The organism is Sphingomicrobium aquimarinum (assembly GCF_039655735.1).
GTDB lineage: Bacteria > Pseudomonadota > Alphaproteobacteria > Sphingomonadales > Sphingomonadaceae > Sphingomicrobium > Sphingomicrobium aquimarinum.
On sequence record NZ_JBBYXH010000001.1, the window covers coordinates 1,016,240 to 1,043,004 of the forward strand.

The following is a 26,765-nucleotide window of genomic DNA, read 5'->3' on the forward strand; positions in this document are numbered from 1 at the left end:
TCCACTATATACCCCCACAGGGTATAGCAATACGGGAAAAGAGGCGATGGCGCCCGAACGCACCAAAGCGAAGGTCAACCGTCTCCGGCGCATCGCCGGACAGGTCAACGGCGTCGCCAAGATGGTCGAGGACGACCGCTACTGCATCGACATCCTTACCCAGCTCCAGGCGGTCAAGACCGCCCTCGCCCGCGCGGAAAGCGAGATCCTCAAGGATCATGCCGCCTGCTGCGTCGCCGAGGCGATCGAGAGCGGCGACCCGCAAGCGCAGCGCGAGAAGTTTTCCGAACTCATCGATCTCATGGAGAAGGCGAAACGATGAAACAGGCGACCCTCTACCGCATGGTCATGCCCGACCATCTGTGTCCCTCGGGCCTCAAGGCGCTGGACCTGCTCAAGCGCTCGGGCTTCGAGGTCGACGACAATCACCTCGAAACCCGCCCGCAGACCGACGCCTTCAAGGCCAAACATGACGTCCCGACCACCCCGCAGATCTGGATCGAGGGCGAGCGGATCGGCGGCTATTCGGACCTGCGCAAACATCTCGGCAAGGTGAACGAGGGGACCACCTACTGGCCCGTCGGCATCCTCTTCGCGATGACCGCGCTGATGGCGCTGGGCGCCGCCCGCCTCGCCACCGGCGAATGGCTCTCCATCCTCACCGCCGAATGGTTCGTCAGCTTTTCGATGTGCCTGCTCGCCTATCTCAAGCTGCGCGACGTCGAGGCCTTCTCGCTCTCCTTCGTCAACTACGACCTGCTCGCGCGCCGCTGGGTGCCCTATTCGTTCGTCTATCCCTGGGCCGAAGGCTTGGCCGGCGTCCTCATGACCGCCCACCTCCTCGACTGGATCTCGATCCCCGTCGCCCTCTTCATCGGCACCATCGGCACATTGAGCGTCTTCAAGGCCGTCTACCTCGACAAGCGCTCGTTGAAATGCGCCTGCGTCGGCGGCAACAGCAACGTGCCGCTGGGCTTCGTGTCCCTGACCGAAAACCTCTTCATGATCGGCATGGCCATCTGGATGCTGATCAAGCCGGCGCTGCTCTAGCTACTCGCCGACCTCGACCTCCTCGCGCGCGTCGTCGGTCAGGTCGCGCTTCACCCGATCCTTCGCCTGGTCGAGCAATTCGGGCGTCAGTTCGGTCGTGCGCGGCGGCAGCACCGTCCCGTCGCCCATCTCCCCGTTCGCCTCGATATCCTCGAGCAACAGCTCCATCTCGGCGATTTCCTTGACCTGCGCCTCGATGATCGCGTCCGCCAGTTCCCGCACCCGCGGATCGGAGATGTTCGCCCGCGCGCTCGTCAGCACCGCGATCGAATGGTGCGGGATCATCGCCTTCATCCACGCCTCGTCGCCGACCGTCGTCTGGCTGCGCGCGAGAAACAGGAACAGCACGAACCCCAGCACCGCCAGCACCATGACCGCAATCTTGGTCTTCAGCGTCTTGTACATGCCCCACATGAAACCGAGCATGATGACGATCATCGCCTTGCCCATCATCAGCGCCATCCACATCCGCGTCTGGCTGAAATAGACGTGGCTGGGCTCCCAGACGTTGGAATATTTCAACACGAACATCGTCACGATGCTCGTGGCGATCATCGCGAAGAAGGTCGTCCACTTGCCATGATGATCCTGTTCGTGGTGCCGGTCGTGCGCTTGCGTCTCGTCTGCCATTTTGTCCTCCGTGCTATCCGCACGAATGGCCGATACCCCCGGGGGGTTCCGGAAAGTCCGTAGCGAGAATGCAAACGAAAAAGGGCGCCGACCCTGCGATCGACGCCCTTTCCTGATTTCGTCCCGGATGAAGCGAGCGAAGCGTTTTTTACGCGTCCTCGTCTTCCATCACTTCGACGGGGCCCGAGTCCTGGCCCTTGGCATCGACGTCGCGGTCGACGAATTCGACGATCGCCATCGGCGCGGCGTCCGACTTGCGAATGCCAGCCTTGATGATGCGAATATACCCGCCGTTGCGGTCCGCGTACCGATCCGCCAGCACGTCGAACAGCTTGCTGAGCTGCGTGTCGTCCATCAGCTTGCCGTGCGCGAGGCGGCGGTTCGAAAGCCCGCCCTTCTTCGCCAGCGTGACAAGCTTCTCGACGTACGGGCGCAGTTCCTTCGCCTTCGCCGTGGTGGTCTTGATCTGTTCGTGCTTGATCAGCGCTGCCGCCATGTTGCGGAGCATCGCGATACGATGCGATCCGGTGCGCTGAAGTTTACGATGGCCTACGCGATGGCGCATGATTTCATTCTCCGTTCGTCAGCGGGCCGTACGAGGTACCCGCAGCCTGGCCGACGCTTGGACGAAAAGCGGGAGGTCGGCCGATGTCCCATGGGAAAGCGTTGCGCGCACAGGCGCATCGCCATCTGTAGCGCGCCAAGACACGATCCGCGCGCGCAAGTCAAGCAAAAGCCCGTTGACGCTACGGTATTACGGCTTTCTTGGCAAGCGAGGTAAAAGTGCGAGTCGAGCGAAAGATTTTGGGGCTATCCCCTCCCGGGGGACAAGGTAGGATCGTGCGCATGACCCCACGTCAGATCGAGCTCGTCCGCGACAGCCTCTCGATAGTTGCCGCCGATCCGCGCCGTTTCTCCGCGCTCTTCTACAACCGTCTTTTCGCCATCCACCCCGAGCTGCGCGACATCTTCCCGGCCGACATGGGCCCCCAGCAGGCCAAGTTCGTCGAGACGCTCGCCATCGTGGTCGCCGCGCTCGATCGTCTCGAGGTCATCGCGCCCGACCTCGCCGCGATGGGCGCGCGCCACACCGGATACGGGACCGAGCCGCATCATTACGAATGGGTCCGCGGCGCCTTGAACTGGGCGCTTGGCCAAGTGCTGCGCAAAGACTTCACGCTCGACCTCCAACTCGCCTGGAACGCCGCCTACCGCCGCGTCGCCCTCGCCATGCAACAGGGCGCGGCGTGCTCCTCCAGCACGACCAGCGCGACCGCCTAAGCGTCTGCCGCCCGCACCCAGCCGGGCGGAATGAGATGCCCTTCGAACTCGCTCCACCCTTCGGCGAATCTTCTGCCGCCGGATCTTTTCCCCCAACCGGTCGAGCTTCGCCGCGATCCGCGCGCGCACCTCCATGACCCCCGCCTCCGCCGCTTCCGCCTCTTCCGCCGTCTGCATTCGGGACATGTTCGGCGCTCCGCTCGGACCGCGTCCGGAGCCATGCTTGAGGACCGCAAGCGCTTCGGCGACCATCATCGGCCGCCCCGTCGTGCCGTCTCCGATGGCCACGGCATCGGGATCGAGATCGTGCGCCGCGCGGTGCACCAGCATGGCCTCCAGATGCGCACGCCCGACCGCCACGGCCGCGTCCCATTCCGCCGCGAAATGCGCATCCTTCAGCCGGCGCCGGTAGACCGCCGTGTTCGAAAATCCCGCCGCCTCGCAAGCCCGCCCGACATGCGCGCTCGCGCAAAGTTCCTCGATAAAGGCCTTCTGCGCCCGTGCGCCCCACCGCCCCGGCCCGACACGCACCTGCTTGCCGCCCTGCGCGACAAACTCGGCGCCCGGCGCAGCGTCCTCGAGCGGACGGACGCCCATCCGTTCCACCGTCGCCAGCGCCGCGCGCCACTGCTCGGCAAACCCTGCCGACATCCGCCGCCGTGTATATACGGTCGAATGATCCACCCCGCCGCCCGCGCCGCCATCCGCACGTTACCGCACCGCGACAAGGCTTCGAGAAAACGCTGCTCCCAGACCGTTGCGTCCCGTCGTTCCATGCTACACCTCCGCTCCCGATAGGAAAGCATATAACCCATTTGGTTCATTGTAGGACAGCGTTATTTGCGTGGAGACGTCGAGAAAGGGAAAGCAGCAATTGCCTGATGAGCTTCTTGCCCGCGGATAATGGACGTCCAATCCGCAGGATGATCTCCAGGTCAGAGTAAGCGAAAGTTTGGCGTGGCGTAGGTAGAGACGGGTCACGGCAGCCTGAGCCTGTCTATCCCATCCACTGCGTGGCAGGTCAGCCGCGTTCCGCCCTCTCTTCGACATAAGAAAAAGGCCGCCCCGGACGGGACGGCCTATTTTCTTATGCTCGGTGGCACGCTGCTTAGCCCAGCAATTCCTGCTCCAGCTTCTTCGCCATCTCTTCGATATTCTCGGGCGGCCAGCCGGGGATTTCCATGCCGAGGCGCAGGCCCATCGACGCCAGCACTTCCTTGATCTCGTTCAGGGACTTGCGGCCGAAGTTCGGCGTGCGCAGCATTTCGGCTTCGGTCTTCTGCACCAGGTCGCCGATGTAGATGATATTGTCGTTCTTGAGGCAGTTGGCCGAACGGACCGACAGTTCCAGCTCGTCGACCTTCTTCAACAGGTAACGGTTGAGCTGGTTGGTGTCCTGCCCGCCTTCCGCGGTGCCCGCCTGGCTCTGCTGCTGCGCCGGAGCGATCGCGCTGTCGTCGAAGTGGACGAACAGCTGGAGCTGGTCCTGGAGGATGCGCGCGGCATAGGCAGCGGCGTCTTCCGGCGTGACCGTGCCGTCGGTTTCGATCGTGAGGCTCAGCTTGTCATAGTCCAGTTCCTGGCCGACGCGGGTGTTTTCCACCTTGTAGGCGACCTGGCGGATGGGGCTGTAGAGGCTGTCGACGGGGATGAGGCCGATGGGCGCGTCCGAGGGACGGTTCATCGCGGCGGGGACATAGCCCTTCCCGATGTCGGCGGTCAGTTCCATGTTGAGCGTCGCGCCGTCGTCGAGGTGGCAGATGACGAGGTCGGGGTTGGTGATCTCGATATCGCCCGTCGTGGCGATCTGCCCCGCGGTGACTTCACCCGGGCCGGTCGCGCTAAGCTGCAGCCGCTTGGGGCCTTCGCCCTCCATCTTCACCGCGATCTGCTTGACGTTGATGACGATGTCCGTGACATCCTCACGCACGCCGGCCAACGACGAGAATTCGTGGAGAACGCCCTCGATTTTGATCGAGGTGATGGCCGCGCCCTGGAGCGAGGAGAGAAGCACGCGGCGCAGCGAGTTGCCGAGCGTCATGCCGAAGCCGCGCTCCAGCGGTTCGGCGACGAAGGTCGCCTTGCGCTTGGCGTCGGTGCCGGGCTTGCGGTCGAGGCCCTGCGGCTTTTTCAGTTCCTGCCAGTTTTTCGCGTTGATCGACATAATGTCCCCAGATCTGGTGGCGGGGCGTCCCCCGCCTTTTTCGGTAATGGTGGTCCGCGGCCCATCGGGGCCCCGGCAAGCGATCGGCGCGTGGGTTAGACGCGACGACGCTTGGACGGACGCACGCCGTTGTGCGGGATCGGCGTCACGTCGCGGATCGAGGTGATGGTGAAACCCACCGCCTGCAGCGCACGAAGCGCGCTCTCGCGACCCGAACCCGGGCCCTTCACTTCGACTTCCAGCGTCTTCACGCCATGGTCCTGCGCCTTCTTGCCGGCGTCTTCGGCGGCAACCTGCGCGGCATAGGGCGTCGACTTGCGGCTGCCCTTGAAGCCCATCATGCCGGCCGAGGACCAGCTGATGGCATTGCCTTGCGCATCGGTGATGGTGATCATGGTGTTGTTGAAGCTGGCGTTCACATGGGCGACGCCGGCGGTGATGTTCTTGCGCTCACGGCGACGAACGCGTTGCGGTTCACGTGCCATTGGAAATTCTCTCTTCTAAAAGCTGTGCTGCGGAAAGGAAGGAAGCGGCCTTGAGGGCGCTTACTTCTTCTTCCCGGCGATCGGCTTGGCCTTGCCCTTGCGGGTGCGCGCATTGGTGTGCGTGCGCTGGCCGCGGACCGGGAGTCCGGCGCGATGACGAAGGCCGCGATAGGAACGAAGGTCCATCAGACGCTTGATGTTCATCGCCACTTCGCGGCGGAGGTCACCCTCGACCGTGAGGTCGGCGTCGATGGCTTCGCGGATCTGCAGGATTTCCTGGTCCGACAGGTCCGAGACGCGGCGTTCCGGCGCGATCTTCAGCTTTTCGATGATTCCCTTGGCGGTCGTGTGACCGATGCCATGGATGTAGGTGAGCGCGATTGCGACGCGCTTGTTCGTCGGGATATTGACCCCAGCGATACGTGCCATAAAAAACAGTCTCCTCAAGCTCCACAGGGCGTGGCCCGGCACGGGGCGCCCTATCTCAAAGCGTTTCTTGCATCCCGATTCTCAACGAAAAAACGGCAGACGCACGGGATGCGCCGCCGGTACCCGGTGGATCAGGATGGGCGCGAGATAGGGATAGGGGCGCGCAGAGTCAACTGTTCGCACTCCACGAACCGCAGGGATAGCGCCTTCCGGCCCACCCCGCTATGCCCTCGTGCTCATGAGCGCAAAACCCCTAGATTTCGAAGGCCATGTCGCCAAGCCCGGAACCCGCCTGTCGGTCGACCTGCCGATCAGCCGCGACGCGACGGGCCGCTATGTCCACATGCCCATCCGTATCGTCCACGGGAGCGAGGAAGGGCCGACGCTGCTGATTAGCGCGGCGGTGCACGGCGATGAAATCAGCGGCATTGAGGTCGTCCGGCGGTTGCTCGCCAAGGTGCGGCCGAAGAAACTGCGCGGCACGCTCATCACCGTGCCCATTGTCAATCCCTTCGGCTTCGTCGGCTTCTCGCGCTACCTGCCCGACCGCAAGGACCTCAACCGCGCCTTCCCCGGCAACGAGGACGGAAGCCTCGCGAGCCAGATCGCCTATATCTACCGCACCACGCTGCTCGCCCGCGCGGACTTCGCGATCGACCTGCATTCGGCCGCCATCCACCGCTACAACCTTCCGCAGATCCGCGTCAGCGAGGATTCGAGCCGAGCGCGCGAACTGGCGCGGGCGTTCAACCCGCCGATCATCATGGTGTCGAGCCTTCGCGCGGGGAGCCTTCGCGGGGTGGCGCTCGAGGAAGGCGTGCCGATGCTGCTCTACGAAGCGGGCGAGGCGCTGCGCTTCGACGAACTCACCACCCGCACGGGCGTCAACGGCATCCTGCGCGTGATGCAGGAAATGCAGATGCTCGAACTCAAGCCCAGCAAGCGGCAATATGTCGAGCCTCTGGAATCCACGCGCTCGCTCTGGCTGCGTGCGCCACGCGGCGGCATCGCCTCGGTCAAGACGCCGTCGGGAAGGCGCGTCTCACTGGGACAGGTCGTGGCTACCGTCCGCGACCCGACCGATCCGCGCGAGGAGATGGTCCTCAAGTCGCCGATCGAGGGGATCGTCATCGGCCACAGCAATCTGGGCGTGAAGAACAAAGGCGACGCCCTGCTCCACATCGCACAGCTCGGCGACAACAACATCTACCTCGACCCCCTAACCGAACAACGCCTGTCGGGCATGATGCTCGACGAGCATGAGATCGACTAGTCTCGCTTCTCAAAAGCCGTTCGTCTCGAGCGGAGCGCAGCGAAGTCGAGAGGCGTCCGAGCAAGCGCCCCTCGACTTCGCTCGGGACGAACGGCATGGGAGGGGAATGAATTCCGGCCAGCCTTCGCGATGATCCGCTTCACGCATACCGATCCCCTGCCCTCCGGCCTTTCCGGCGCGATCATCGCGCTGGGGAATTTCGATGGGTTTCATCTGGGCCACCAGGCGGTGGCGCGGCGGGCGATCGATCGGGCGGCGCACGAGGGGCGCCCCGCGATCATCGCGACCTTCGATCCGCATCCGGTGCGGCACTTCCGGCCCGATGCCCCGCCCTTCCGGCTGACGAGCCTCGACCAGCGCGAGGAATTGTTCGCCCACGCGGGCGCCGACGCGATGCTCGTGTTCGGGTTCGACGCGGCGCTGGCGGGAATGAGCGCTCGAAGCTACATCGTCGATCTTCTGGTGGGGCGGTTGCAGGCGGCGGGGATCGTGACGGGGGACGATTTCACCTTCGGCAAGGGCCGCGACGGCGACGTCGAGGTGCTGCGCGAAGTGGGCGCTGCGCATGGACTGGTGGCCGAGGCGATCGCGCCGGTGGGGCTGGCGGAGGCGAAAATCAGCTCGAGCCGTATTCGCGAGGCATTGCAGGCGGGCGATCCCGCTACCGCCACGCGATTGCTGACGCGGCCCTTCGCGGTGAAGCGCGAAGTGGTGCATGGCGACAAGCGCGGACGCGAGCTCGGCTGGCCGACCGCGAACATGGAGATGGGCGACTATGTGCGCCCCGCCTACGGCGTCTATGCGACGCGAGTGCGGCTCGCCGACGGGTCGGAGCATGACGCGGTCTCGAACCTCGGGGTGCGGCCGATGTTCGATCCGCCACGAGAATTGCTCGAGACCTACATCTTCGACTTCGAGGGCGATCTGTACGGGCAGGACGTCGAAGTGGCGCTGCACCATTATCTGCGCCCCGAAGCCAAATTCCACGACATGGATGCGCTCAAGCGGCAGATGGACGCCGATGCCGTCGAGGCGCGGCGGCTGTTGGGTTGCTAGGCGTCATCCCAGCGAAGGCTGGGGCGACGATAGGTGTTGTGTGCGATGACACACACAAGTATCGCTCGCCGAATGTCCGACAAGCCGAACTACAAAGACACGGTCTTCCTACCGAAAACCGATTTTCCGATGAAGGCCGGGCTCCCGCAGAAGGAGCCGGGGATCCTCGAGAAATGGCGCTCGGAGAAGATTTACGAGCAGGTGCGCGAGAGCCGTCAGGGCCGCGAAAAATTCATCCTGCACGATGGCCCGCCCTATGCGAACGGCGACATCCATATCGGCCATGCCTTGAACAAGACGCTCAAGGACGTGACCGTGCGCGCGCAGACGCTGCTCGGAAAGGACGCGCCCTACGTGCCCGGCTGGGACTGTCACGGCCTGCCGATCGAGTGGAAGATCGAGGAACAGTATCGCAAGAAGAAGCGCGATAAGAAGGACGTGCCGGCGAAGGAATTCCGCGCCGAATGTCGCGACTATGCCGCCAAATGGGTCGAGGTGCAGACCGAGCAGTTCCAGCGGCTCGGCAATATCGGCGAATGGGACAAGCCCTATCTGACGATGCGGCCCGAGGCCGAGGCGCAGATCGTCGCCGAGCTCTTCAAGTTCGCCGAGACGGGCCAGCTCTATCGCGGGTCCAAGCCCGTCATGTGGTCGCCGGTCGAGGAAACCGCGCTGGCCGAGGCGGAGGTCGAATATCAGGACCTGACGGACAGCCCGCAGATCGACGTCGCGTTCGAGATCGTGGAGAGCCCGATCGCGGAACTGGTCGGCGCACATGCGGTGATCTGGACGACGACACCTTGGACGATCCCGGTGAACCAGGCTTTGGCGTATGGGCCGGAGATTGAATATATTCTCTATCGCGTAAAAGGCGGGAAGGATCAGGCGGTCATCGGCTCGTATCTAATCGCACGCGATCTGATTGCCGAAGTGGCTCAACGCGCACTTATGCCTGAACATCAGCCCACCGATTGGATGGAAGAAGTCTGGATCGGCAAAGGCGCGGACCTCGCCGGCACCATTGTCCGCCACCCGATGCATCATCTCGGCGGCTTTTACGCCAAGCCGCGGCCGATGCTCGCAGGCGATTTCGTGACGACCGACAGCGGCACCGGCATCGTCCACATGTCCCCCGATCATGGCGAGGACGATTTCCTGCTGTGCAAGAAGCACGGCATCGATCCCGTCTTCGCGGTCGAGAAGAATGGCGTCTATCGCGACGACTGGCTGTGGCTCGGCGCACACGACGAGCGGCGCCGCAGCGTCATCAACAAGCCGTTCAACGCGCCCGACGGCCCGATCTGTTCGGACCTTCGCGAAGCCGGCGCGCTGCTGTCGGCGAGCGCTGACTATCATCACAGCTATCCGCATTCGTGGCGCTCGAAGGCCAAGGTCATCTATCGCTGCACCCCGCAATGGTTCATCGGCATGGATGAGCAACGCGAGCATCTCGGCGGCAAGACGCTGCGCGAGACTGCGATGGGCGCGATTGACGATACCGATTTCTTCCCGCCCAAGGGCAAGAACCGCATCGGCACGATGGTTGAGGGGCGGCCCGACTGGCTGATCAGTCGCCAGCGCGCCTGGGGCGTCCCGATCGCGCTGTTCGTGCACCGCAAGTCGGGCGAACTGCTGGTCGACGAGGCCGTCAATGCGCGGATCACGCAAGCGATGGAGGTCGACGGCGTTGATGCGTGGGACGAAAGCCGTGCGGGCGAGTTTCTCGGGCCGGATCGCGACCCCGACGATTACGAGATGGTCACCGACATTCTCGATGTCTGGTTCGACTCTGGCTCGACCCATGCCTTCGTGCTCGAGAGCGAGCGCTGGCCCGACCTTCAAAGCCCCGCCGACGTCTATCTCGAAGGCTCCGACCAGCATCGCGGCTGGTTCCAGTCCTCGCTGCTGGAAAGCTGCGGAACGCGCGGGCGCGCGCCCTATCGCCAAATCCTCACCCATGGCTTCACGATGGACGCCAAGGGCATGAAGATGTCCAAGAGCCTCGGGAACACCGTCTCGCCGCTCACGATCATGGAGCAGTATGGCGCGGATATCGTGCGGCTGTGGGCGGTGAGCGTCGATTATACCGAGGACCACCGCATCGGCGACGAGATTCTCAAGGGCGTGGCGGACCAGTATCGCAAGCTGCGGAACAGCTTCCGCTACCTGCTCGGTGCCTTGGACGGGTTCGATCACAGCGAGACCGTCCAGCCCGCCGATATGCCCGAGCTGGAGCGCTACATGCTCCACCGGCTCAGCCAGCTGTCGGACGCGCTCAAGGCCGACATCGCGGGCTACGACTTCAATGCCTACGTGCGGCGGTTGGTCGACTTCGCGCAGGACGATCTGTCCGCCTTCTTCTTCGATATCCGCAAGGACCGGCTCTATTGCGACGTCGATCCTGCCTCGGGCGAACAGACGACGACGCGTGCGGCCTACCGGACGGTGCTCGACGTGCTGTTCCACGCGCTGGTGCGCTGGATGGCGCCGGTACTGGTGTTCACGACCGAGGAGACGTGGGGCACGCGCTATCCCGACGGGGGCAGCGTGCATACGCTCGACTGGCCGGGGATTTCGGACGACTGGCGCGACGAGGCATTGGCCGAGCGGTGGAGCAAGCTGCGCGCGCTGCGGCGCGAGGTGACCGAAGCGATCGAGCCCTATCGCAAGGACAAGGTCATCCGCTCGAGCCTTGCGGCGGAAGTCACGGTCGACAGCACGGAAGACTCAGATTTCCTCGCCGAGCTGTTCATTTCAGGGCCCGTTCACAAGGGCGATGGTCTGAGCATCACCGTGACCGATCATTCCAAATGCGGACGCTGCTGGCGTCACCTTCCCGAAGTGGGCGAGGACGGCGACCTGTGCGGTCGTTGCGCGGAGGTGCTTTCGTGACCCAGCGCCGTGCCTTCGCGATCGCCTTCGCGATTTTCATCGTCGACCAGATCGTGAAATGGTGGATGATCGGGCCGCTCGATCTGGAAGCCGTGGGCTCGATCTATCTGCTGCCCGTCTTCAACCTCACCTGGGTGGAGAACAGGGGCATCAGCCTGGGAATGCTGCAGGCGACCTCCGATGTGATGCGCTGGGGGCTGGTCGCGGCGACCGCGATCATCGCGGGGCTCGTGGCCTGGTGGATCACCCGGCCGGGCGATGCGGGGGACCGCGCGGGCTTCGCGCTGATCCTCGGCGGGGCGCTCGGCAATATCGTCGACCGGGTACGGTTCGGCTATGTCGTCGACTTCCTGGACTTGCATATCGGCGAATTTCGTCCTTTCTATGTCTTCAACATCGCGGACGCTGCCATTACGATCGGCGTCGTGCTATTGCTGGCCCGCGCCTTCTGGCCGCGGAATGCCGAGGAGAAACAACATGCGTAACGCCCTTCCCATCATCCTGCTGGCTGGCACGCTTGCCGCCTGCGGCTCGACGCGCGGGACGCTCGACGAATATGCGGTGACGCGCAACGCGCCGCTCGTCATCCCGCCCGACTACACGCTGGAGCCGCCGCGTGCGGGCACCGTATCGACCAGCGCGGACGACGCGCAGAGCCGAGCGCTCGAAGCGCTCTACGGCGGCCCCGCCGCGCGCGCACCGGTCGAACGCGTGGTCGTTTCCGAAGCCGCCGACGGCGTGATCCCGCTGGGCGCACGCTCGACCGCGGGGGACCCCGATACGCGGGTCGTCGACAAGGGCGCCGCTACGCAGACCATCCTCTCCACGCCCGAGAGCGATGCCGCCGAAGCCACGACGCAGCGTCCGCAGTAAGATGAGCGACGCGGGGGCAAAGCTGCAGAACGGACTCGTCGATGTCGAGAGCCGGTTGGAACGCGCCAAGCGCAAACTGGAGGACGGGCTCGAGCTCGTCGCCGAGGCGCAGCAGGCGCTGAGCGACATCCAGCAGGAGGTGCTCGGTTCGCCATCGAGCGGCGCGACCGGCGATGCGGAGGAAACCGCGTCCAAGCTGCTCGCCGACATCAAGGCGCAGGGCGACGAGATCCCCGAGAGCCTGTGCGGAGGACGGATGAACGTCGACAGCGTGCAGCGGCTCATTCGGATCGACGGGCATCCCATCGGCATCACCGAGATGGAATATCGCGTGCTCGAACTGCTCGCCTATGCGCGCAACAATGTCGTCACGCGCAACATGCTCCTGAAGCATCTCTATCGCCGCGCCGACGACCAGCCGCAGCCCAAGATCATCGACGTCTTCATCTCCAAGCTGCGCAAGAAGCTGCGCAGCGCGAGCGGCGGTGCGGAATTCATCGAGACGATCCCTCAGCGCGGCTGGATCCTGCGCGACATCGACCAGTAGGCGTTAAGGGGTTTTTTAGACCTGCGGCTGCATTGTGGCCGCATGATCGCTCCCCTGCCCGTTCGAGACTTTATCGCCCGCACCGCAGGTGCATCGCCCCGAGCCTTCGAGGGCTGTGAACGGCGCACCAAAGGCTGCGAGGCCGAACGGCCCAAGCACCTGTCGCTCTAGACCACGGCGCTTAGGCGGGCGGCCCCTGCTCCTTGGGCGTGTCGGGGTCCGCGCCCCATTCCGACCAGCTTCCATCGTAGAGACGGCCCGCGTCCGAGCCGAGCAGATGCGCCGCCAGAAGGCTCGAGCAGGCCGTGACGCCCGATCCGCAACTGGCGGTGAAGGGAGCGTGCGGATCGACGCCCCGTGCAGCGAACGCCGCCTCGAGGTCAGCGCCGCGTTTCATCGTCCCGTCGTCGGCGTACAGTTCCCCGAAGGGCAGGCTGCGCGCTCCCGGGATATGCCCGGACTCCGTCCCTTCGCGCGGCTCTTTGGCCTCGCCCATGAAGCGATTGTACGCGCGAGCATCGACGACCGGCGGCGCGGCCTCCTCTAGCAGCATCGCCTTGGTGACGATGGGTCGGGTCCGTTCGGCGACGGGCCAATGGCCGGGAACGGGCGACGGCGCGCCGCTTTCGAGCGGATGGCCGCCCGCCTTCCATCGCGCCAGCCCACCATCGAGCACGGCGACATCGCGCGCGCCGTAATGGCGCAGCGTGAACCAGACGCGCGCCGAGGTCCGGAGCGGACTGTCGTCGTAGACGACGATCGATCGGTCGCGGTGAAGGCCCAGCGCCTCGAGCATCTGCGATGCGAGCGCGGGTGGAGACAGCATGTGCGGCGCCGCGGCATCGGGATCGGCGAACGTCCCGATGTCGAGCCGTACCGCGCCCGGGAGGTGTGCGGCGCGGAATTCCGCTTCGGCATCGCGCGGCGTGCCGGGGAGAAAGGTCGTCGCGTCGACCACCTGCACGGTGTCGAGGTGGGCGGCGAGCCATTCGGGCGTGACGAGGGTGTCCATGCCAACTCCCCTACCCGTTCGTCCCGAGCCTGTCGAAAAACGAACGGATGTTGGGTCCGCGTCTAGTTCTGGGCGCTCAGTTCCGACCCGCGTTTCAGCACCTTGTCACCGTCTTCCTGCTTGATGAGATAGGCGGGATTGTCCTCGTCGCCTTCCTTGGTGACCTCGGTGCCCTGGAGCGTGCGGGTGACTTCGCGCTCGAAGCGCTCCTCGATCTGGCCCTTGCCTTTGCCGTTACCCCAGTCCCACTCGACATATTGATCGGTCTGGAAGCTGTTCGAATTGCTCATGATGGTTTCCTTTCGATCCATCAAAGCGCGAACCGCGGCCCGCGCTCCCTCGACTGGACCAAAGGACGTGGACGCAGCCGCCGATTGCGCGCGTGGTCGCCGCTGCGCTAGAGGCAGCGGCATGGAACCCAAATTTCTCGGCAGCGACAGCCCGCTTCCCGCCTCGCCGGACGAGGCCGAACTCGATTATGTCCCCAACCCGCGCAAGGACGAACTTTATCTGGTGCGCTTTACGGCACCCGAATTCACCTCGCTCTGCCCGGTGACGGCCCAGCCCGACTTCGCGCATCTCGTCATCGACTATGCGCCAGGCGACACGATCGTGGAATCGAAGAGCCTGAAGCTGTTTTTGGGAAGTTTCCGCAACCACCAGGCGTTTCACGAGGATTGCACGGTGGGGATCGGCAAACGGCTCAGCGACGAGATGAAGCCCAAGTGGCTCCGGATCGGCGGCTACTGGTATCCGCGCGGCGGCATCCCCATCGATGTCTTCTGGCAGACGGGCGCGCCGCCGGAAGCCCTGTGGCTCCCGGATCAGGGTGTCCAGACGTATCGGGGACGGGGCTGAGGCCTAGCGCTCGTAGCGCCGTGCGGCGGCATCGCGGTGGTCGGCAATATCCTGGTCGGCCCAGCTTTCGGCTTCGGCCTGGCTCTGTCCGGTCGACCGGTCGTAGGCGATCAGCGCGGTCCTGAAGGCAGCGGCTTCGGCGGCGCAGGCGGTCCGCACGGCCTTGCGGAAGTTGTCGGGCGTCTCCCCCGCTCTCTTGGCGGCGGCCACGCGCTGCTGGAGGCATTCATCGAATCGCGTACGCGGAGCGGTGACCGAATCGGCCGACTGACCCGAGACGCTCATCGCGACTGCCATCATCAACATGCTCATTGTCGTTCCCTCCACGAAACCGGTTTCGCTATATATGGCAACGACTTGCACGCATTCAAGTTGCGCGTATCGCTAGTCGCAGGCGAGCGGGGACGAGTGGCGCCGCAGCACCTTCCAGCCCTTTTCGCATTGCACCCATAGGTCGGTGAGCAATACGCGTTCCTGAATGACCTGGCCGAGGTAGCGCACGCTCCAGCGCGCATCGACGGTGGCGACGATCGTCCCCTGGTGGCGGGTGCAATGGGTGACGTCGACCGTAAGATCGACGACATCCATGTTGGCGAGCGCATCGATCCAGCTGTCGAGATCGAGGCTGACGGGCTCCTTGCCCCGCACCCCGACGAGCTGGAAGTCGGGATGGATGAGCGCGCGCAATTTGGCCTCGTCCTTGGCGAACAGGGCCTCGCGCCATTCGGCCTCGAGCTGCGCGACGAGCGCCCGGTCGTCGGTCATCGGAGCTTGGACCATGCGGGCTTTTTCGCGGAACGGCGCTTCGTCGAGCCGGTTGCGCGCGCGGCGCGGCCCCCCGCCATCCCCCCCAGCACACCGCGCAGGATGGCGTTGCCGATCTGGCGGCCGATCTTGTTGACGATCGTGCGCTGCACGACCTTGCCGACCTGATCGACGGGCGAAGCGGAATGGCTGGAGCGGCGGCTGCGCTCTTCGCGGGCGCGCTCCTTCTCCGCTTTCTCGGCCGCTTCTTCGGCCTCGAGGCGCGCGTTTTCTTCGGCGGCGGCTTCGGCCTTGGCGGCGGCGCGGGCTTCGAGGATCTCGTCGGCGCTTTCGCGGTCGAGCCGCTCGTCGTACCGCGACCCGATGGCGTCGGAAGCGATGATCGCGGCGCGCTCACCGGTCGACAGAACGCCCGCACGGGCCCGCGGCGGTTTGACGAGCGTGCGTTCGACGGGCGTCGGCGCGCCCTCGGCGTCGAGAACGGACACGAGCGCCTCACCGACCTTCAGCTCGGTGATGACCTCTGCAACGTCGATTGCCGGATTTTCGCGGAAGGTTTCGGCGGCGCTGCGGACGGCCTTCTCGTCACGCGGGGTGAAGGCGCGCAGCGCGTGCTGGACGCGGTTGCCGAGCTGGCCCGCGACATCGTCGGGAATGTCGATGGGGTTCTGGGTGACGAAGAAGACGCCGACGCCCTTGGAGCGAATGAGGCGGACGACCTGCTCGACCTTCTCGACCAGCGCCTTGGGAGCATCGTCGAACAGGAGGTGCGCCTCGTCGAAGAAGAAGACGAGCTTGGGTTTGGCGGGATCGCCGACCTCTGGCAATTCCTCGAACAGTTCGGAAAGGAGCCAGAGGAGGAAGGTCGAATAGAGGCGCGGGCTCTGCATCAGCTGGTCGGCGGCGAGGATGTTGACGACGCCCTTGCCCTCCTCGTCCACCCCGAAGAAGTCGTCGAGTGCAAGCGCGGGCTCGCCGAAGAAGAGGTCGCCGCCCTGGCTGCGCAGCTGGAGCAGCTTGCGCTGGATCGCGCCGACGCTGGCCGAGGAGACGTTGCCATAATCGTTGCGAAGCTCGGCTGCCCGCTCACCGACATGACCGAGCATGGCCTGGAGGTCGTCGAGGTCGAGCAGCAGCAGGCCCTCGGCATCGGCGAGGTGGAAGGCGATCGTGAGCACGCCTTCCTGCGTGTCGTTCAAGTCCATCAGGCGCGCGAGGAGCAGCGGCCCCATTTCGCTGACCGTGGTGCGCACGGGATGGCCCTGCTTGCCGAACAGGTCCCAGAACTGCACCGGGAAGCTTGCGTAGGAATAGTCCGCGTAGCCGATCTTGGCGGCGCGCTTGGTGAAGGCCTCGTGCAACTTGTGGGTCGGTGATCCGGGCATCGCGATGCCCGCCAAGTCGCCCTTGACGTCGGACAGGAAGGTGGGAACGCCTGCTGCGGAAAAACCCTCGACGAGCCCTTGCAGCGTGATCGTCTTGCCGGTGCCGGTGGCGCCCGCGATGAGGCCGTGGCGATTGCTGCGATCGAGCCGCAATGCCTGCGGTTCGCCGCCCTCGCCCGCCGTTCCGATGAAGATCGTCTCGCTCACCGCCATCCCCTCGCTCTCTTGGAAGAGGAGACTAGGGGTGGCGGCGCGCGGGGCGCAAGCCCTCAAACGACGTGTGGCCTATTCGATGCCGATCCCGACATAACGCTGTTCGGGGCTGGCGCCGCGACGATAGACGCGCAGGAGGATGCCGTCGCGACCCGCGCTGCGAGCGGCAGAAACGGCGCGCGAGATTTGCGTGGCGTCGGTCAGCGCGCGGCGATCGACCGACATGATCACGTCGCCGCGCGAAAGGCCGCGGCGGGCGGCGTCGCTGCCGGGATCCACGCGGGTGATCACGAGCCCGTCGATGCTTGAGGGCACCCGAAGCGCGCGGCGGATCTGGTCGTTCAACGGCTGCACCGCCATGCCCAGCGCCTCGCCGCCCTCGGCCGGAGTCTGATCCTCGGGCGCCATGCCGTCGTCATCGTCGTCCTGCGCGCTCATGGCGCGAAATTCCTCGACGCTCGGACGCTGGCCGACTTCGACATTGATCGTGCGCGTTTCACCGTCGCGGATGATGGTGACGGGAATGGTATCGCCGACGGGGGTGTTCGAGATGAGGTAGGAGACATTGCGTTCGGGATCGACCGGTACGCCGTCGATCGACAGGATGACGTCACCCTGGCGAAGTCCCGCGCGGTCTGCCGGGCGGCCATCCTGCACCGTCCCGACGATCTCGCCGCGGTCCTTGGGGATACCGAGCGCGGCGGCGATGTCCTCGCCGACCGGCTGCAGTTCGACGCCCAGGTAACCGCGCTGCGGGCGTTCGCCGCGAATGAGCGCGTCGGTCACGCGCCGCGCCTGGTCGGCGGGGATGGCAAGACCGATCCCCACGTTGGCGCCGTTGGGCGAGATGAGCGCCGAGTTCACGCCGACGACATTGCCGGCCATGTCGAACATCGGACCGCCCGAGTTGCCCATGTTGATGCTGGCGTCGGTCTGGATGTAGCGGTTGGGGCCGGTGAGACCGCCCGCGCCCGGCACGCCGCGCTGCAACGCGGAGACGATGCCCGCCGTGACGGTGCCGTTGAAGCCGAAGGGATTGCCGATCGCGATGATCCAATCACCGACGCGCACGTCGTCGCTCTCGCCCCAGTTGACGTGCGGCAGGTTGCGCCCGTCGATCTTGAGCACTGCGATGTCGCTCTCGATGTCGCGCCCGATGATGCGCGCTTCATATTCCGTAAGGTCGGGGAAGGTCACGAACACCTCGTCGACCACGCCGTCGCTGTCGGTGCGGCTCTGGATGAGATGGTTGTTGGTGACGATATAGCCGTCCGCGGAGATGACGAAGCCCGAACCGAGCGAGCCCGTCTCGCGGGTGATGGGCTCGGCTTCTTCCTGCTGCTGCCCTCGCGGATTGGGGACGCCGAAGCGGCGGAAGAACTGCTCGAACGGATCGTTCTGGCGGCGCGAGGAGACCTCGATCTGCTGGCGCGTCGAGATGTTGACGACGGCGGGCTGCAGGCGTGCGGCGAGATCGGCGAAGCTTTCGGGCGCGCCCAGTGCGGGCACCGGGCGCGCATTCTGCGCTTCCTGCATTCCCGCAAGCTCGCCCCCGGTCATCGAATAGGCACTACCCCCCAGCAACAATGCGGCGGCAACCCCATAGACGTAGCGCACGGCGACCCTCTCCTTGACCATTCGAAATCCTTCTTAACTCAAACCGTTCAACCTGCAATCGAAGCTACGCGTCCGCTCTGAATGCGGATTGAATATCGCGGTCGCGCATCGACGAACGACATCGTCGCTTCTACCAAATGCACGAGGCGGCAGACCGTTGCTGCTAGCGGCCCTTGAATTCACGCAGATATTCGTTGTCCGACCCCATCACGATCGAGGTGTCGCCATTGGGCGTTTCGCCGTCCTCGAGGAACGTTGCCCGATAGCTCTCCATCGCCCGGTAGAAGTCGTAGAAGTCCGGGTCCTTGCCGAACGCCGCCGCATAGGTGCGTGCAGCCTCGGCGTCGGCTTCGGCGCGGATGATCTGCGCCTGCTTGGCGCCTTGCGCACGGATCGAGCGGGCTTCCTGCTCGCGCGCGGTCTTCATACGCTCGAACGCGGACGTGAGCGGCGAGCCGTCGGGAAGATCGGCGCGCTTGATCCGCACGTCGATGATTTCGGCGCCATATTGACGCGCGACGCGGTCGAGGCCGGCGCGGATATTCTCCATCACCCCCTCGCGCTCGGGCGAGAGGAGCGAGGCGAAGGGACGCTTGCCGAGCTCGTTGCGGAGCTGCGACCCCAGGATCGGGCGGAGCGTGGCTTCCAGCCGTTCCTCGCTGGTGGCCGCGACATACATCTGCAGCGGGTCGACGATGCGGTAGCGCGCGAAGGCGTCGACCTCGAGGCGCAGCTGGTCGGTCGAGAGCACCTGCTGGGTGTCCATGTCGATATCGCGTACGCGCTTGTCGATCCATACGACGTCCTCCGCGAACGGAAGCCGCCAGGTAATGCCTGCGCCTTCGTCACCGACGCTCTTGCCGTCGACGTAAGGGTTGATGATGCGATGCGGCTTGCCGAAGCGCACGACGACGCCCTGGCTCTTCTCGTTGGCGATCGGGAAGCTGGCAAGCAGCACCACGAGCACGAGCAGCGCGATGAACAGGCTCATCATCGGGTGACGCTTGATGGTCGAAATCATCTTACTGGCCTCCCGAGTTGGAGACATTGGCGGCGGCCTCGGCCCCGCCACGACGACCGACTTCGGACAAGGGCAAGTAGGTCTGGATGCCGTCGGCCTCGATGATGGTCTTGTCGACTTCCTTCAAGACGCGCTCCATGGTTTCGTAATACATGCGGCGACGCGTGACTTCGGGCGCCATGCGATATTCCTCGTACACCTTGTCGAACGCTTCGGCCTCGCCCTGCGCCTTGGCGGTGAGCTGGAGCGCGTAGGCGCGCGCCTGGTTGATGTAGCTTTGCGCGTCCTGCTGCGCGGCGGTGACCTGCTTGAAGGCCTCGTTGACCGCGCCCGGCGGATCGGCCCGCTTGATTTCCACGCCGCGCATCTCGATGCCCGAACGATAGCGGTCGAGCGTGTCCTGCATCTCGACCTGCGCGCGCTGCTGGATCTCGCTGCGGCCCTCGCCGATCGCGTCCTGCAGGCTCACGTTGGCGACGACCTGTCGCATCGCGCTTTCCGCGACCTGGCGCACCGTCTCCTCTTGCGGGTCACTAATCTCGAAGAGGTAATTCTCGGGATCGCGGACCTTCCAGCGCACCTGGTAGGCGATGTCGATGATATTTTCATCGCCCGTCAGCATCAGGTTTTCCTGCGCCTCGGTGGCCACGTCGGTCTCGCGAATCTGCTCGATGTTGACCTTTTCGACACGGTCGATGGGAGCCGGCAAGGTAATGCCGATACCCGGCGAGAGCGTGTCGATATAGCGGCCGAAGCGCGTCACGACCCCGCGTTCCTCCGGCGCGATGCGATGGACCGAGGAGAACAGCAGCAGCACCAGCACCAGCGCGATGATCGCCCAGATGATGAGGCCGCCAGAAGGCAGAGACGGAAGGCCGGAGCCGCCGCGTCCCCCGCCCCCGCCGAAGCGCGAGCGATTCTTGTTCAGCCATTCATCGAGGCTGGTGATGTTCGAAGGCTTGCCGCCCCCCGGGGGCGGAGGGGCGCCCGGGCGCCACGGCCCGTTGCCGCCGCCATTTCCGCCGGAGCCCGAACCACTGCCTTTGCCGCCGCCGGACCCGCCTCCCGGCGATCCCCACGGTCCCTTGCTGTCACTGAAGAGCGCCCACCGGCGCCGACCTGAGAAAATGCTCATGGCACCGAACATAGTAAGGCGGGCACGAAAAGTAAGGGACATTCGGCGAGGTGCGACCTAAGGCCGTGGCCATGGCCGATCCCCTGCAGATTCTCGACGCCCACCTCCACGCCCGCCGCATCCGCGCGCGCCGCCTCAAGGACGGGGTTGCAAGCCTCGTGGTGGACGCGACCGGGCTGAGCGATCTCGAGCAGCGCGCGATGGAAGAGGAACTGCGCTCGACCGTCGGGGTGATCGAGGGTGTCGAAAGCGTGCGCGTCGCTTTCACCGCCGAGAAGGTCGAGCGGACGCTGATCGCGGTCGGTTCGGGCAAGGGCGGGGTCGGCAAATCGACGCTCAGCGCCAATCTCGCGATCGCGCTGTCCAGCCTCGGGCGCAAGGTCGGGATGATCGACGCCGACATCTACGGCCCCTCGCAACCGACGATCTTCGGCGCGCACGACAAGCCGCAGGCCCGGGAAAATCTTCTCGTTCCGGTCGAGGCGCACGGCATCCGCTTGCTCTCGGTCGGGCAGATGGTGTCGGCGGATACGGCGCTGGCGTGGCGCGGGCCGATGGCGACGAGTGCCTTGAACCAGCTGATCGATGCCGACTGGGGCGATGCCGACACGCTCGTCATCGACCTGCCGCCGGGGACGGGCGACGTGCAGCTCAGCCTTATCAAGAAAGCGCGACCCGCAGCCGCGGTGATCGTGTCGACGCCGCAGGACCTGTCCTTGATCGACGCGCGCCGCGCGGTCGACCTGTTCGCCAAGACGGGTGTCCCGGTGCTCGGCATCATCGAGAATATGGCGGGCTACGCCTGTCCGCATTGCGGCGAGACGAGCGACCCGTTCGGACAGGGTGGCGCGGAAGCCTCGGCCAAGTCGATGGACATTCCCTTCCTCGGTCGCCTGCCGCTGTCGGCCAGCCTGCGCGCGGCAAGCGACGAGGGGCATCCCGCCGCGCTCGACGAGGGGCCCGCGCGGGACGCGTTCGTCGATCTGGCGGGCAAGATTCTCGATCGGGTCGAGGCGGTTCGGAGCCAGTCGGGGCGCTGAACCGTTCGGGCAGGCAAAGGAGACCTGCACCATGCCCATTACCGACGACGCCGCCATCGCCGAGCTTCTGCGCGAAACCCGCACCATCGCCATGGTCGGCGCGTCCGACAAACCGCACCGCGACAGCAACCGGGTCATGGAATATCTGCAGGGCCGCGGCTATCGCGTCATGCCGGTCAATCCGCGCATCACGGGCGAGCATGTGCACGGCGAATATGTCTGGCGCGAACTGGCGCAGATCGGCGTGCCCATCGACATGGTCGACTGTTTCGTGAACGCCGCGCGGGTCGGCGACATCGTCGACGAGGCGATCGCGACCGGCGCCAAATCGGTCTGGATGCAATTGGGCGTCGTCGACGAAGCGGCGGCCTCGCGCGCGGAAGCGGCGGGCCTGACGGTCGTCATGGATCGCTGCCCGAAGATCGAAATCCCTCGCCTTGGTGTCGAAAAAGTCACACCCGCCGATTAGTTGCCGTTAATTGCATAAGTTAATCAGCAGCTTGGTTGACTGTTCACAATAATGTCATTTCACTCCGACCCCGGGACATGCGGTGGGGTACTGCATGATCGAATTGGGGAAGGGACTGTTTTCATGCGTAAACTATCGATGATCGCCGCCGGGGCGAGCGTGCTGGTGGCGGGTGCCGCCGTTGCGGGCACGGGACACCAGTGGGGCAACTATCTGTGGGGCAATGTCGGCGAGTCGCCGACGCTCAACCTGCGTCACAAGTTCAGCGACGCGACCAAGGCCAAGTGGCTGCCGCTCTATCTCACCAACAGCGAGAACGCCTTCGACGAGTGGAACAGCGATCCGCAGTCGCCGCTCGTCATGAACGATCTTGGCGAAGCGCCCGAGAAGAACAGCGCGACCTGCGATCCGAGCGCGGGCGAGATTCTCGTCTGCTCGGACGAATATGGCAACAACACCGGCTGGGTCGGGATCGCGCAGATCTGGCCGTCGGGCGACCGCATCACGCGTGCCAACGCCAAGATGAACGACAGCTTCTACGAATATGATTCCTTCTACGACACCCCCGAACAGCGCGAGTTCGTGGTCTGCCACGAAGTCGGCCACACCTTCGGTCTCGGCCACCTCGACGAGGGCTTCTACAACACCAACCTCGGCAGCTGCATGGACTATACCGCGAATGTCATGGGCCCGCCCGACAACAGCGATCCCGGCCAGGTCGACTGGGACGTGCTCAACAGCGCGACCATGTACGGCACGGGCGGTGGCGGCACCACCGATCCCGCACCCTGCAAGGGTCGCGGCTGCAATGGCGGCGGCGGTAGCGGCAAGCCGGGCAAGGGCAACAAGCTCGGCGGTCTCGTTGCCGATCCCAATGCTTCCGAACGCGGCCTCGCGCGCGGTCGCTTCGGCGGCGTCCTCGGCTATGACGACGAGGGCCGTCCCAACATCTTCGTGAAGGATCTTCGCGGTGGCAAGAGGATCACCTTCGTGATGTGGGCCAAGAACTACAAGCCCGAAGGCTCGAAGCGCTAGACCGACCGTCTTCGAAGCTTATCGATGGGAGGGGCGCTGGCCAGCGACGGTCGGCGCCCCTTTCTGATTTGCGGCATCGGGTCGAAGTTACTTGAAATTAATTCTCCAAAATAAACAGACACTTGGTTGAATCTTAAGGTTTGGTCTTTCTATTCATCCTGACGAGCAGCGTGAGGGCGCTGGGGATGGCAGGTATGGGAAGCTACTGTGATGCGTTCGAAATCGCTCTTGGCAGGAATCGCGGTGACCATGGCGAGCGGGGCGGCGGTCGCGGGAACCGGCCATCAATGGGGCGACCTCTACTGGGGCACCGTCGGTCAGGCGCCGACCCTGCATCTTCGCCACGCCTTCTCTCCCGCCACCGAGCACAAGTGGCTTCCCTTCTACATCACCGGGCGCGAAAACAGCTTCGATGAATGGAACGAGGATCCGCGCTCGCCGCTCGTCCTCAACAACCTCGGCAAGGCGGTGGGCAAGGATTCCGCCCTTTGCGAGCCCGACGCCTACGAAATCCTCGTCTGCTCGAGCGAATATGGGAGCGATACCGGCTGGGTCGGGCAGGCGCAGATCTGGTCGAGCAGCAATCGCATCGTGCGCGCCAACGCCAAGATGAATGACAGTTTCTTAGACTATCAGTCGCACTACGACCGGCCCGAGCGGCGCGAGTTCACCATGTGCCACGAACTGGGGCACACGTTCGGCCTGGGGCACCTCGACGAGAACCATTACAACGCCAATCTCGGCAGCTGCATGGACTATGCGGCGGATGTCTACGGCGGACTCGACAACAGCGATCCCGGGCAGGTCGACTGGGACGTCCTCAACAGCGTCACCATGTATGGCGCGCCGCCTCCGCCCCCGCCGCCGGCCCCCGAACCCGAGCCCGCGCCCGCGCCGGAACCCGATCCGCTGCCCACTCTGGGCGCGCCCCACAATCCGGGCGATCCCGTCGCGGTGCCCGATCCTATCGCCGATCGGGGGACCTATGCCCAGCGTGGTGGCCGGCGCGCGCCGACGGTCAGCGAAGCCTCGAATGTCCCGTCGGAGCGGGCCCTGCCGCGCGGCCTCTACGGCGGCGTGTGGAAATATGACGTCGAGGGACGACCGAACGTGTTCGTGAAGGATCTTCGCGGCGGCCAGAAGCTCACCTACGTGACCTGGTCGAAGGGCTTCCGCCCGCTGGGCTCGCTCCGCAACCTTCCGCGGCCCGCAATCAATCTCGACCGCGGTGACGCGCGCCGAAACTAGGCCGCAGCCACCGTCATTTCGGGAACCAGCAGCGTCGGCGCATCCACGCCCTTGCGGAAATCGAGGTCGGCGCCCGGCTCGAGCGAGGCGAACATGTCGGCGAGGTTGCCCGCGATCGTGATCCCGCTGACCGCGCCCGCAATCTCGCCATTCTCGACGAGATAGCCCGCGGCCCCGCGCGAATAATCGCCGGTCACGACATTGACGCCCTGCCCCATGAGTTCGGTGACGAGCAGCATCCGGGGCGCGTAAGCGAGCAGTTGCGCGCGGCTGCGGCGACCTGCCTCGATCCAGAAGTTGCTCGGCCCCGCGCCGGGCGAACCGCCCGGGCCGCGGATCGCATGGCCCGTCGGCGCGATCCCCAGCTGACGCGCCGGCGCGCTGGCGGCGAACCAGCTCCGGAGCCGCCCGTCCTCGACGATATGCATCCGTCTCACGGCAAGTCCCTCGCCGTCGAACGGATGGCTGCGCAGCCCGCCTTTGCGCAGCGGGTCGTCGGTAATGGTCACGCCGGGAGCGAAGATGCGTTCGCCCATTTTCGACTGCAGGAAGCTGCCGCGCCGCGCGACCGCCGCGCCCGACAGCGCGCCGGAAAGGTGCGAGAGCAGGGTCGTCGACACGCGCGGATCGAACAGCACCGGCATCCGGCCGCTGGGGATCGGTCGCGGATCGAGCCGATCTGCGGCGCGGTTCCCGGCAAGCCTGCCGATCACCTCGGGCGCGTCGAGGTCGGCGCGCCGACGCGCGCTGTGGGCGGCATAGTCGCGCTCCATGCCGGCCCCTTCGCCCGCGATGACCGCGACCGAGCAGCCGAGCCCCGAGGCCTCGAACGCGCCCGCGAAACCGTGGCTGGTCGCGAGCGCGAAGATGTTGCGCTGGGCGCTCGCGCTGGCGCCGGAGGAATTGGTGACCCGTTCGACACCGAGCGCCGCGGCCTCGCAGTCGAGCGCCATCGCTTTCAGATCCTCGGGTGCGATCTCTTCGCCGGGATCGAGATCGAGGTCGGGCCCGTTACCGTCCGCGAGGCGATCCTGCGGCGCCAGCCCTGCAAATTCGTCGTCGCTTGCCGCCCTTGCGATCGACACGGCGCGATCGGCGAGCAACGCCAGCGCCTCGTCCGAAAGGTCCGACGTCGCGACGCTGGCGACCTTCTGCCCGATCATGACCCGCAGCCCCAGCTTCTCGCCTTCCGAACGACTGACGTCCTCGAGCGCGCCCTTGCGCACCTCGACCTGCAGCGATGCCTGCGCGACCAGCGCGGCGTCGGCGGCAGTGGCGCCTGCGTTGACGGCAAGTTCGACGATCCGGGCGGCGGCCTCGCGGGCCTCATCACAAGTACGCATGCGGTGCGACGTAGGGCCTCAGCCGAGGCGCGACAAGCCGACGGTGAGGCAGGCGAGGGTCACGAGAAAGCCGGTCATGCGATTGGAACGGAAGAGCGCGAGTGCGCCTGGCCCGTCCTTCGGGTCGATGCGCACCAGCTGCATGCCCATGTGCAGCGCGGCGGGCAGCAGCGTGAAGGCGGCGAGCGGCGTGGGTTTGATGCGCCATACGGCGGCCGCCCAGCACAGCATGGCGAGGAAATAGAGGACCGCGACCCCCGCCTGCGCATTAGACCCGAGCGCGCGGGCGGAGGATTTCACGCCGACGAGGGCATCGTCCTCCACGTCCTGGATCGCGTAGATGGTGTCGTAGCCGATCACCCAGAATACGCAGCCGGCCCACAGAAGCAGGCCTGCCGGCGCAAGCTCGCCCCATACGGCCGTCCAGCCGACCAGCGCGCCCCAACTGAAGACGAGGCCGAGCCACGCCTGCGGCCACCAGGTGATGCGTTTCATGAAGGGATAGGCGGCGACCAGCACGAGGCTTGCCACGGCGACGATCTGCGCGCGCCAGGGGAGCTGGAGCAGGACGAGGAGACCGATTGCGAGCAGACCCGCAATCAGGGCCCACGCCTGTTTGGGGCTGACGTCGCCGCTGGCGAGCGGACGATGCCGCGTGCGCTCCACCTTCCGGTCGAGATCGCGATCGACGAGATCGTTGTAGGCGCATCCCGCCGAGCGCATCGCGAATGCGCCGAGCAGGAACCAGGCGAACAGATCCCACCGTCCCTCGACCCCGGCGAGCGCGGTGCCCATCGCGCAGGGCCAGAACAGGAGCCATGTCCCGATCGGCCGGTCGAGCCGCATCAGCGCGGCATAAGGGCGCCAGGGCGCGGGAAGCGCCGCGACGAGGCCGGTATGCTCGCTGTCGGGGACGGGTGTCATGGGGCGAAATGGCGCGCGCG

30 protein-coding genes are annotated in these 26,765 nt (G+C 65.4%); 15 read left to right on the plus strand and 15 right to left on the minus strand.

Annotated features, from left to right (window positions below; all coding sequences use genetic code 11):
* Nucleotides 1-46 precede the first annotated feature (46 nt).
* Together WJS89_RS05270 and WJS89_RS05275 are read left to right on the plus strand one after the other, a co-directional pair.
* Nucleotides 47-322, plus strand: a complete 276-nt coding sequence (locus WJS89_RS05270; protein WP_346339873.1) for a metal-sensitive transcriptional regulator — start codon at nt 47-49, stop codon at nt 320-322.
* Nucleotides 319-1,050, plus strand: a complete 732-nt coding sequence (locus tag WJS89_RS05275) for a MauE/DoxX family redox-associated membrane protein (RefSeq protein WP_346339874.1) — start codon at nt 319-321, stop codon at nt 1,048-1,050. Before WJS89_RS05270 ends, WJS89_RS05275 begins: the two co-directional genes overlap by 4 nt.
* Here WJS89_RS05275 and WJS89_RS05280 read toward each other — a convergent pair whose 3' ends face one another.
* A complete protein-coding gene (locus WJS89_RS05280) occupies nt 1,051-1,680 on the minus strand; it encodes a DUF305 domain-containing protein (protein WP_346339875.1) in 630 nt (209 codons plus the stop codon).
* 148 nt (nt 1,681-1,828) lie between these two features.
* A complete protein-coding gene (gene rplQ, locus WJS89_RS05285; protein ID WP_346339876.1) occupies nt 1,829-2,245 on the minus strand; it encodes a 50S ribosomal protein L17 in 417 nt (138 codons plus the stop codon).
* A 281-nt stretch (nt 2,246-2,526) separates the two neighbouring features.
* Between rplQ and WJS89_RS05290 the strand changes: the two genes are divergently transcribed.
* Nucleotides 2,527-2,961 (plus strand): globin domain-containing protein, encoded by a 435-nt coding sequence (locus WJS89_RS05290; RefSeq protein ID WP_346339877.1) that lies wholly within the window; start codon nt 2,527-2,529, stop codon nt 2,959-2,961.
* A gap of 219 nt (nt 2,962-3,180) precedes the next feature.
* The gene (locus WJS89_RS05295; RefSeq protein ID WP_346339878.1) at nt 3,181-3,759 is read left to right on the plus strand and encodes a hypothetical protein; all 579 of its coding nucleotides are present in this window, start codon (nt 3,181-3,183) and stop codon (nt 3,757-3,759) included.
* A gap of 310 nt (nt 3,760-4,069) precedes the next feature.
* Here WJS89_RS05295 and WJS89_RS05300 read toward each other — a convergent pair whose 3' ends face one another.
* The 3 genes from WJS89_RS05300 to rpsM all read right to left on the minus strand — a co-directional run bounded on the left by WJS89_RS05300 (nt 4,070) and on the right by rpsM (nt 6,039).
* Nucleotides 4,070-5,125 carry a DNA-directed RNA polymerase subunit alpha gene (locus WJS89_RS05300; protein WP_346339879.1) on the minus strand — a complete coding sequence of 352 codons (1,056 nt, stop codon included), beginning with the start codon at nt 5,123-5,125 and terminating at the stop codon, nt 4,070-4,072.
* A 95-nt stretch (nt 5,126-5,220) separates the two neighbouring features.
* On the minus strand, nt 5,221-5,610 hold the full coding sequence (rpsK, locus tag WJS89_RS05305) for a 30S ribosomal protein S11 (protein ID WP_343343767.1): 390 nt from the start codon (nt 5,608-5,610) through the stop codon (nt 5,221-5,223).
* Nucleotides 5,611-5,670: 60 nt separating this feature from the next.
* Entirely contained in the window at nt 5,671-6,039 is a 369-nt protein-coding gene (gene rpsM, locus WJS89_RS05310) for a 30S ribosomal protein S13 (protein WP_346339880.1), read from the minus strand.
* Nucleotides 6,040-6,277: 238 nt separating this feature from the next.
* Between rpsM and WJS89_RS05315 the strand changes: the two genes are divergently transcribed.
* From WJS89_RS05315 to WJS89_RS05340, 6 genes are all read left to right on the plus strand, one after another.
* Nucleotides 6,278-7,312, plus strand: a complete 1,035-nt coding sequence (locus WJS89_RS05315; protein WP_346339881.1) for a succinylglutamate desuccinylase/aspartoacylase family protein — start codon at nt 6,278-6,280, stop codon at nt 7,310-7,312.
* Nucleotides 7,313-7,441: 129 nt separating this feature from the next.
* Complete coding sequence (locus tag WJS89_RS05320; protein WP_346339882.1) at nt 7,442-8,368, plus strand: bifunctional riboflavin kinase/FAD synthetase; 927 nt, start codon at nt 7,442-7,444, stop codon at nt 8,366-8,368.
* 72 nt (nt 8,369-8,440) lie between these two features.
* Entirely contained in the window at nt 8,441-11,260 is a 2,820-nt protein-coding gene (gene ileS, locus WJS89_RS05325; RefSeq protein ID WP_346339883.1) for an isoleucine--tRNA ligase, read from the plus strand.
* Complete coding sequence (gene lspA, locus WJS89_RS05330; RefSeq protein WP_346339884.1) at nt 11,257-11,745, plus strand: signal peptidase II; 489 nt, start codon at nt 11,257-11,259, stop codon at nt 11,743-11,745. The genes ileS and lspA overlap by 4 nt, the downstream gene beginning before the upstream one ends.
* Nucleotides 11,738-12,133 (plus strand): DUF3035 domain-containing protein, encoded by a 396-nt coding sequence (locus tag WJS89_RS05335; RefSeq protein WP_346339885.1) that lies wholly within the window; start codon nt 11,738-11,740, stop codon nt 12,131-12,133. Before lspA ends, WJS89_RS05335 begins: the two co-directional genes overlap by 8 nt.
* A 1-nt stretch (nt 12,134) precedes the next feature.
* Nucleotides 12,135-12,680, plus strand: coding sequence for a winged helix-turn-helix domain-containing protein (locus tag WJS89_RS05340; RefSeq protein WP_346339886.1), 546 nt, complete (start codon nt 12,135-12,137; stop codon nt 12,678-12,680).
* A 181-nt stretch (nt 12,681-12,861) separates the two neighbouring features.
* On the opposite strand, the gene WJS89_RS05345 is transcribed toward WJS89_RS05340, so the two are convergent.
* A complete protein-coding gene (locus WJS89_RS05345; RefSeq protein WP_346339887.1) occupies nt 12,862-13,692 on the minus strand; it encodes a sulfurtransferase in 831 nt (276 codons plus the stop codon).
* A 62-nt stretch (nt 13,693-13,754) separates the two neighbouring features.
* Complete coding sequence (locus WJS89_RS05350; protein WP_346339888.1) at nt 13,755-13,982, minus strand: hypervirulence associated TUDOR domain-containing protein; 228 nt, start codon at nt 13,980-13,982, stop codon at nt 13,755-13,757.
* Between the two features lie 121 nt (nt 13,983-14,103).
* On the opposite strand from WJS89_RS05350, the gene queF reads away from it, so the two are divergent.
* Entirely contained in the window at nt 14,104-14,550 is a 447-nt protein-coding gene (gene queF / locus WJS89_RS05355) for a preQ(1) synthase (RefSeq protein WP_346339889.1), read from the plus strand.
* A 3-nt stretch (nt 14,551-14,553) separates the two neighbouring features.
* Here queF and WJS89_RS05360 read toward each other — a convergent pair whose 3' ends face one another.
* From WJS89_RS05360 to hflK, 6 genes are all read right to left on the minus strand, one after another.
* Entirely contained in the window at nt 14,554-14,862 is a 309-nt protein-coding gene (locus WJS89_RS05360) for a hypothetical protein (RefSeq protein ID WP_346339890.1), read from the minus strand.
* 72 nt (nt 14,863-14,934) lie between these two features.
* On the minus strand, nt 14,935-15,315 hold the full coding sequence (locus WJS89_RS05365; protein ID WP_346339891.1) for a nuclear transport factor 2 family protein: 381 nt from the start codon (nt 15,313-15,315) through the stop codon (nt 14,935-14,937).
* On the minus strand, nt 15,312-16,913 hold the full coding sequence (locus WJS89_RS05370) for a helicase HerA-like domain-containing protein (protein ID WP_346339892.1): 1,602 nt from the start codon (nt 16,911-16,913) through the stop codon (nt 15,312-15,314). The genes WJS89_RS05365 and WJS89_RS05370 overlap by 4 nt, the downstream gene beginning before the upstream one ends.
* 72 nt (nt 16,914-16,985) lie before the next feature.
* Complete coding sequence (locus WJS89_RS05375) at nt 16,986-18,551, minus strand: Do family serine endopeptidase (RefSeq protein ID WP_346339893.1); 1,566 nt, start codon at nt 18,549-18,551, stop codon at nt 16,986-16,988.
* Between the two features lie 142 nt (nt 18,552-18,693).
* On the minus strand, nt 18,694-19,548 hold the full coding sequence (gene hflC / locus WJS89_RS05380) for a protease modulator HflC (RefSeq protein ID WP_431993780.1): 855 nt from the start codon (nt 19,546-19,548) through the stop codon (nt 18,694-18,696).
* A 4-nt stretch (nt 19,549-19,552) separates the two neighbouring features.
* Entirely contained in the window at nt 19,553-20,686 is a 1,134-nt protein-coding gene (hflK, locus tag WJS89_RS05385) for an FtsH protease activity modulator HflK (RefSeq protein ID WP_346339895.1), read from the minus strand.
* A gap of 71 nt (nt 20,687-20,757) precedes the next feature.
* Between hflK and WJS89_RS05390 the strand changes: the two genes are divergently transcribed.
* From WJS89_RS05390 to WJS89_RS05405, 4 genes are all read left to right on the plus strand, one after another.
* On the plus strand, nt 20,758-21,726 hold the full coding sequence (locus WJS89_RS05390; protein ID WP_346339896.1) for an Mrp/NBP35 family ATP-binding protein: 969 nt from the start codon (nt 20,758-20,760) through the stop codon (nt 21,724-21,726).
* 31 nt (nt 21,727-21,757) lie between these two features.
* Nucleotides 21,758-22,195: a CoA-binding protein gene (locus WJS89_RS05395; RefSeq protein WP_346339897.1), complete on the plus strand. Its 438-nt coding sequence runs from the start codon at nt 21,758-21,760 to the stop codon at nt 22,193-22,195.
* Between the two features lie 123 nt (nt 22,196-22,318).
* Entirely contained in the window at nt 22,319-23,230 is a 912-nt protein-coding gene (locus tag WJS89_RS05400) for a zinc metalloprotease (RefSeq protein ID WP_346339898.1), read from the plus strand.
* Between the two features lie 210 nt (nt 23,231-23,440).
* Nucleotides 23,441-24,478 carry a zinc metalloprotease gene (locus tag WJS89_RS05405; RefSeq protein ID WP_346339899.1) on the plus strand — a complete coding sequence of 346 codons (1,038 nt, stop codon included), beginning with the start codon at nt 23,441-23,443 and terminating at the stop codon, nt 24,476-24,478.
* On the opposite strand, the gene WJS89_RS05410 is transcribed toward WJS89_RS05405, so the two are convergent.
* Nucleotides 24,475-25,821, minus strand: coding sequence for a TldD/PmbA family protein (locus tag WJS89_RS05410; RefSeq protein ID WP_346339900.1), 1,347 nt, complete (start codon nt 25,819-25,821; stop codon nt 24,475-24,477). The two genes, WJS89_RS05405 and WJS89_RS05410, sit on opposite strands and share 4 nt — an antisense overlap.
* An 18-nt stretch (nt 25,822-25,839) precedes the next feature.
* On the minus strand, nt 25,840-26,745 hold the full coding sequence (gene ubiA / locus WJS89_RS05415; RefSeq protein ID WP_346339901.1) for a 4-hydroxybenzoate octaprenyltransferase: 906 nt from the start codon (nt 26,743-26,745) through the stop codon (nt 25,840-25,842).
* Nucleotides 26,746-26,765 lie beyond the last annotated feature (20 nt).

What these genes read in the sequence shown, in the direction of transcription:
- rplQ (WP_346339876.1), bottom strand. Translation starts at nt 2,245, where the DNA reads ATGCGCCATCGCGTAGGCCATCGTAAACTTCAGCGCACCGGATCGCAT.
- WJS89_RS05375 (WP_346339893.1), bottom strand. Translation starts at nt 18,551, where the DNA reads ATGGTCAAGGAGAGGGTCGCCGTGCGCTACGTCTATGGGGTTGCCGCC.
- WJS89_RS05340 (WP_346339886.1), top strand. Translation starts at nt 12,135, where the DNA reads ATGAGCGACGCGGGGGCAAAGCTGCAGAACGGACTCGTCGATGTCGAG.
- WJS89_RS05360 (WP_346339890.1), bottom strand. Translation starts at nt 14,862, where the DNA reads ATGAGCATGTTGATGATGGCAGTCGCGATGAGCGTCTCGGGTCAGTCG.
- ileS (WP_346339883.1), top strand. Translation starts at nt 8,441, where the DNA reads ATGTCCGACAAGCCGAACTACAAAGACACGGTCTTCCTACCGAAAACC.
- WJS89_RS05290 (WP_346339877.1), top strand. Translation starts at nt 2,527, where the DNA reads ATGACCCCACGTCAGATCGAGCTCGTCCGCGACAGCCTCTCGATAGTT.
- WJS89_RS05405 (WP_346339899.1), top strand. Translation starts at nt 23,441, where the DNA reads ATGCGTTCGAAATCGCTCTTGGCAGGAATCGCGGTGACCATGGCGAGC.
- WJS89_RS05395 (WP_346339897.1), top strand. Translation starts at nt 21,758, where the DNA reads ATGCCCATTACCGACGACGCCGCCATCGCCGAGCTTCTGCGCGAAACC.
- WJS89_RS05390 (WP_346339896.1), top strand. Translation starts at nt 20,758, where the DNA reads ATGGCCGATCCCCTGCAGATTCTCGACGCCCACCTCCACGCCCGCCGC.
- WJS89_RS05275 (WP_346339874.1), top strand. Translation starts at nt 319, where the DNA reads ATGAAACAGGCGACCCTCTACCGCATGGTCATGCCCGACCATCTGTGT.
- WJS89_RS05350 (WP_346339888.1), bottom strand. Translation starts at nt 13,982, where the DNA reads ATGAGCAATTCGAACAGCTTCCAGACCGATCAATATGTCGAGTGGGAC.
- WJS89_RS05400 (WP_346339898.1), top strand. Translation starts at nt 22,319, where the DNA reads ATGCGTAAACTATCGATGATCGCCGCCGGGGCGAGCGTGCTGGTGGCG.
- WJS89_RS05410 (WP_346339900.1), bottom strand. Translation starts at nt 25,821, where the DNA reads ATGCGTACTTGTGATGAGGCCCGCGAGGCCGCCGCCCGGATCGTCGAA.
- WJS89_RS05365 (WP_346339891.1), bottom strand. Translation starts at nt 15,315, where the DNA reads ATGACCGACGACCGGGCGCTCGTCGCGCAGCTCGAGGCCGAATGGCGC.
- WJS89_RS05320 (WP_346339882.1), top strand. Translation starts at nt 7,442, where the DNA reads ATGATCCGCTTCACGCATACCGATCCCCTGCCCTCCGGCCTTTCCGGC.
- WJS89_RS05315 (WP_346339881.1), top strand. Translation starts at nt 6,278, where the DNA reads ATGAGCGCAAAACCCCTAGATTTCGAAGGCCATGTCGCCAAGCCCGGA.
- WJS89_RS05335 (WP_346339885.1), top strand. Translation starts at nt 11,738, where the DNA reads ATGCGTAACGCCCTTCCCATCATCCTGCTGGCTGGCACGCTTGCCGCC.
- ubiA (WP_346339901.1), bottom strand. Translation starts at nt 26,745, where the DNA reads ATGACACCCGTCCCCGACAGCGAGCATACCGGCCTCGTCGCGGCGCTT.
- rpsM (WP_346339880.1), bottom strand. Translation starts at nt 6,039, where the DNA reads ATGGCACGTATCGCTGGGGTCAATATCCCGACGAACAAGCGCGTCGCA.
- WJS89_RS05295 (WP_346339878.1), top strand. Translation starts at nt 3,181, where the DNA reads ATGCTTGAGGACCGCAAGCGCTTCGGCGACCATCATCGGCCGCCCCGT.
- WJS89_RS05370 (WP_346339892.1), bottom strand. Translation starts at nt 16,913, where the DNA reads ATGGCGGTGAGCGAGACGATCTTCATCGGAACGGCGGGCGAGGGCGGC.
- hflK (WP_346339895.1), bottom strand. Translation starts at nt 20,686, where the DNA reads ATGAGCATTTTCTCAGGTCGGCGCCGGTGGGCGCTCTTCAGTGACAGC.
- WJS89_RS05300 (WP_346339879.1), bottom strand. Translation starts at nt 5,125, where the DNA reads ATGTCGATCAACGCGAAAAACTGGCAGGAACTGAAAAAGCCGCAGGGC.
- queF (WP_346339889.1), top strand. Translation starts at nt 14,104, where the DNA reads ATGGAACCCAAATTTCTCGGCAGCGACAGCCCGCTTCCCGCCTCGCCG.
- WJS89_RS05345 (WP_346339887.1), bottom strand. Translation starts at nt 13,692, where the DNA reads ATGGACACCCTCGTCACGCCCGAATGGCTCGCCGCCCACCTCGACACC.
- WJS89_RS05280 (WP_346339875.1), bottom strand. Translation starts at nt 1,680, where the DNA reads ATGGCAGACGAGACGCAAGCGCACGACCGGCACCACGAACAGGATCAT.
- WJS89_RS05270 (WP_346339873.1), top strand. Translation starts at nt 47, where the DNA reads ATGGCGCCCGAACGCACCAAAGCGAAGGTCAACCGTCTCCGGCGCATC.
- rpsK (WP_343343767.1), bottom strand. Translation starts at nt 5,610, where the DNA reads ATGGCACGTGAACCGCAACGCGTTCGTCGCCGTGAGCGCAAGAACATC.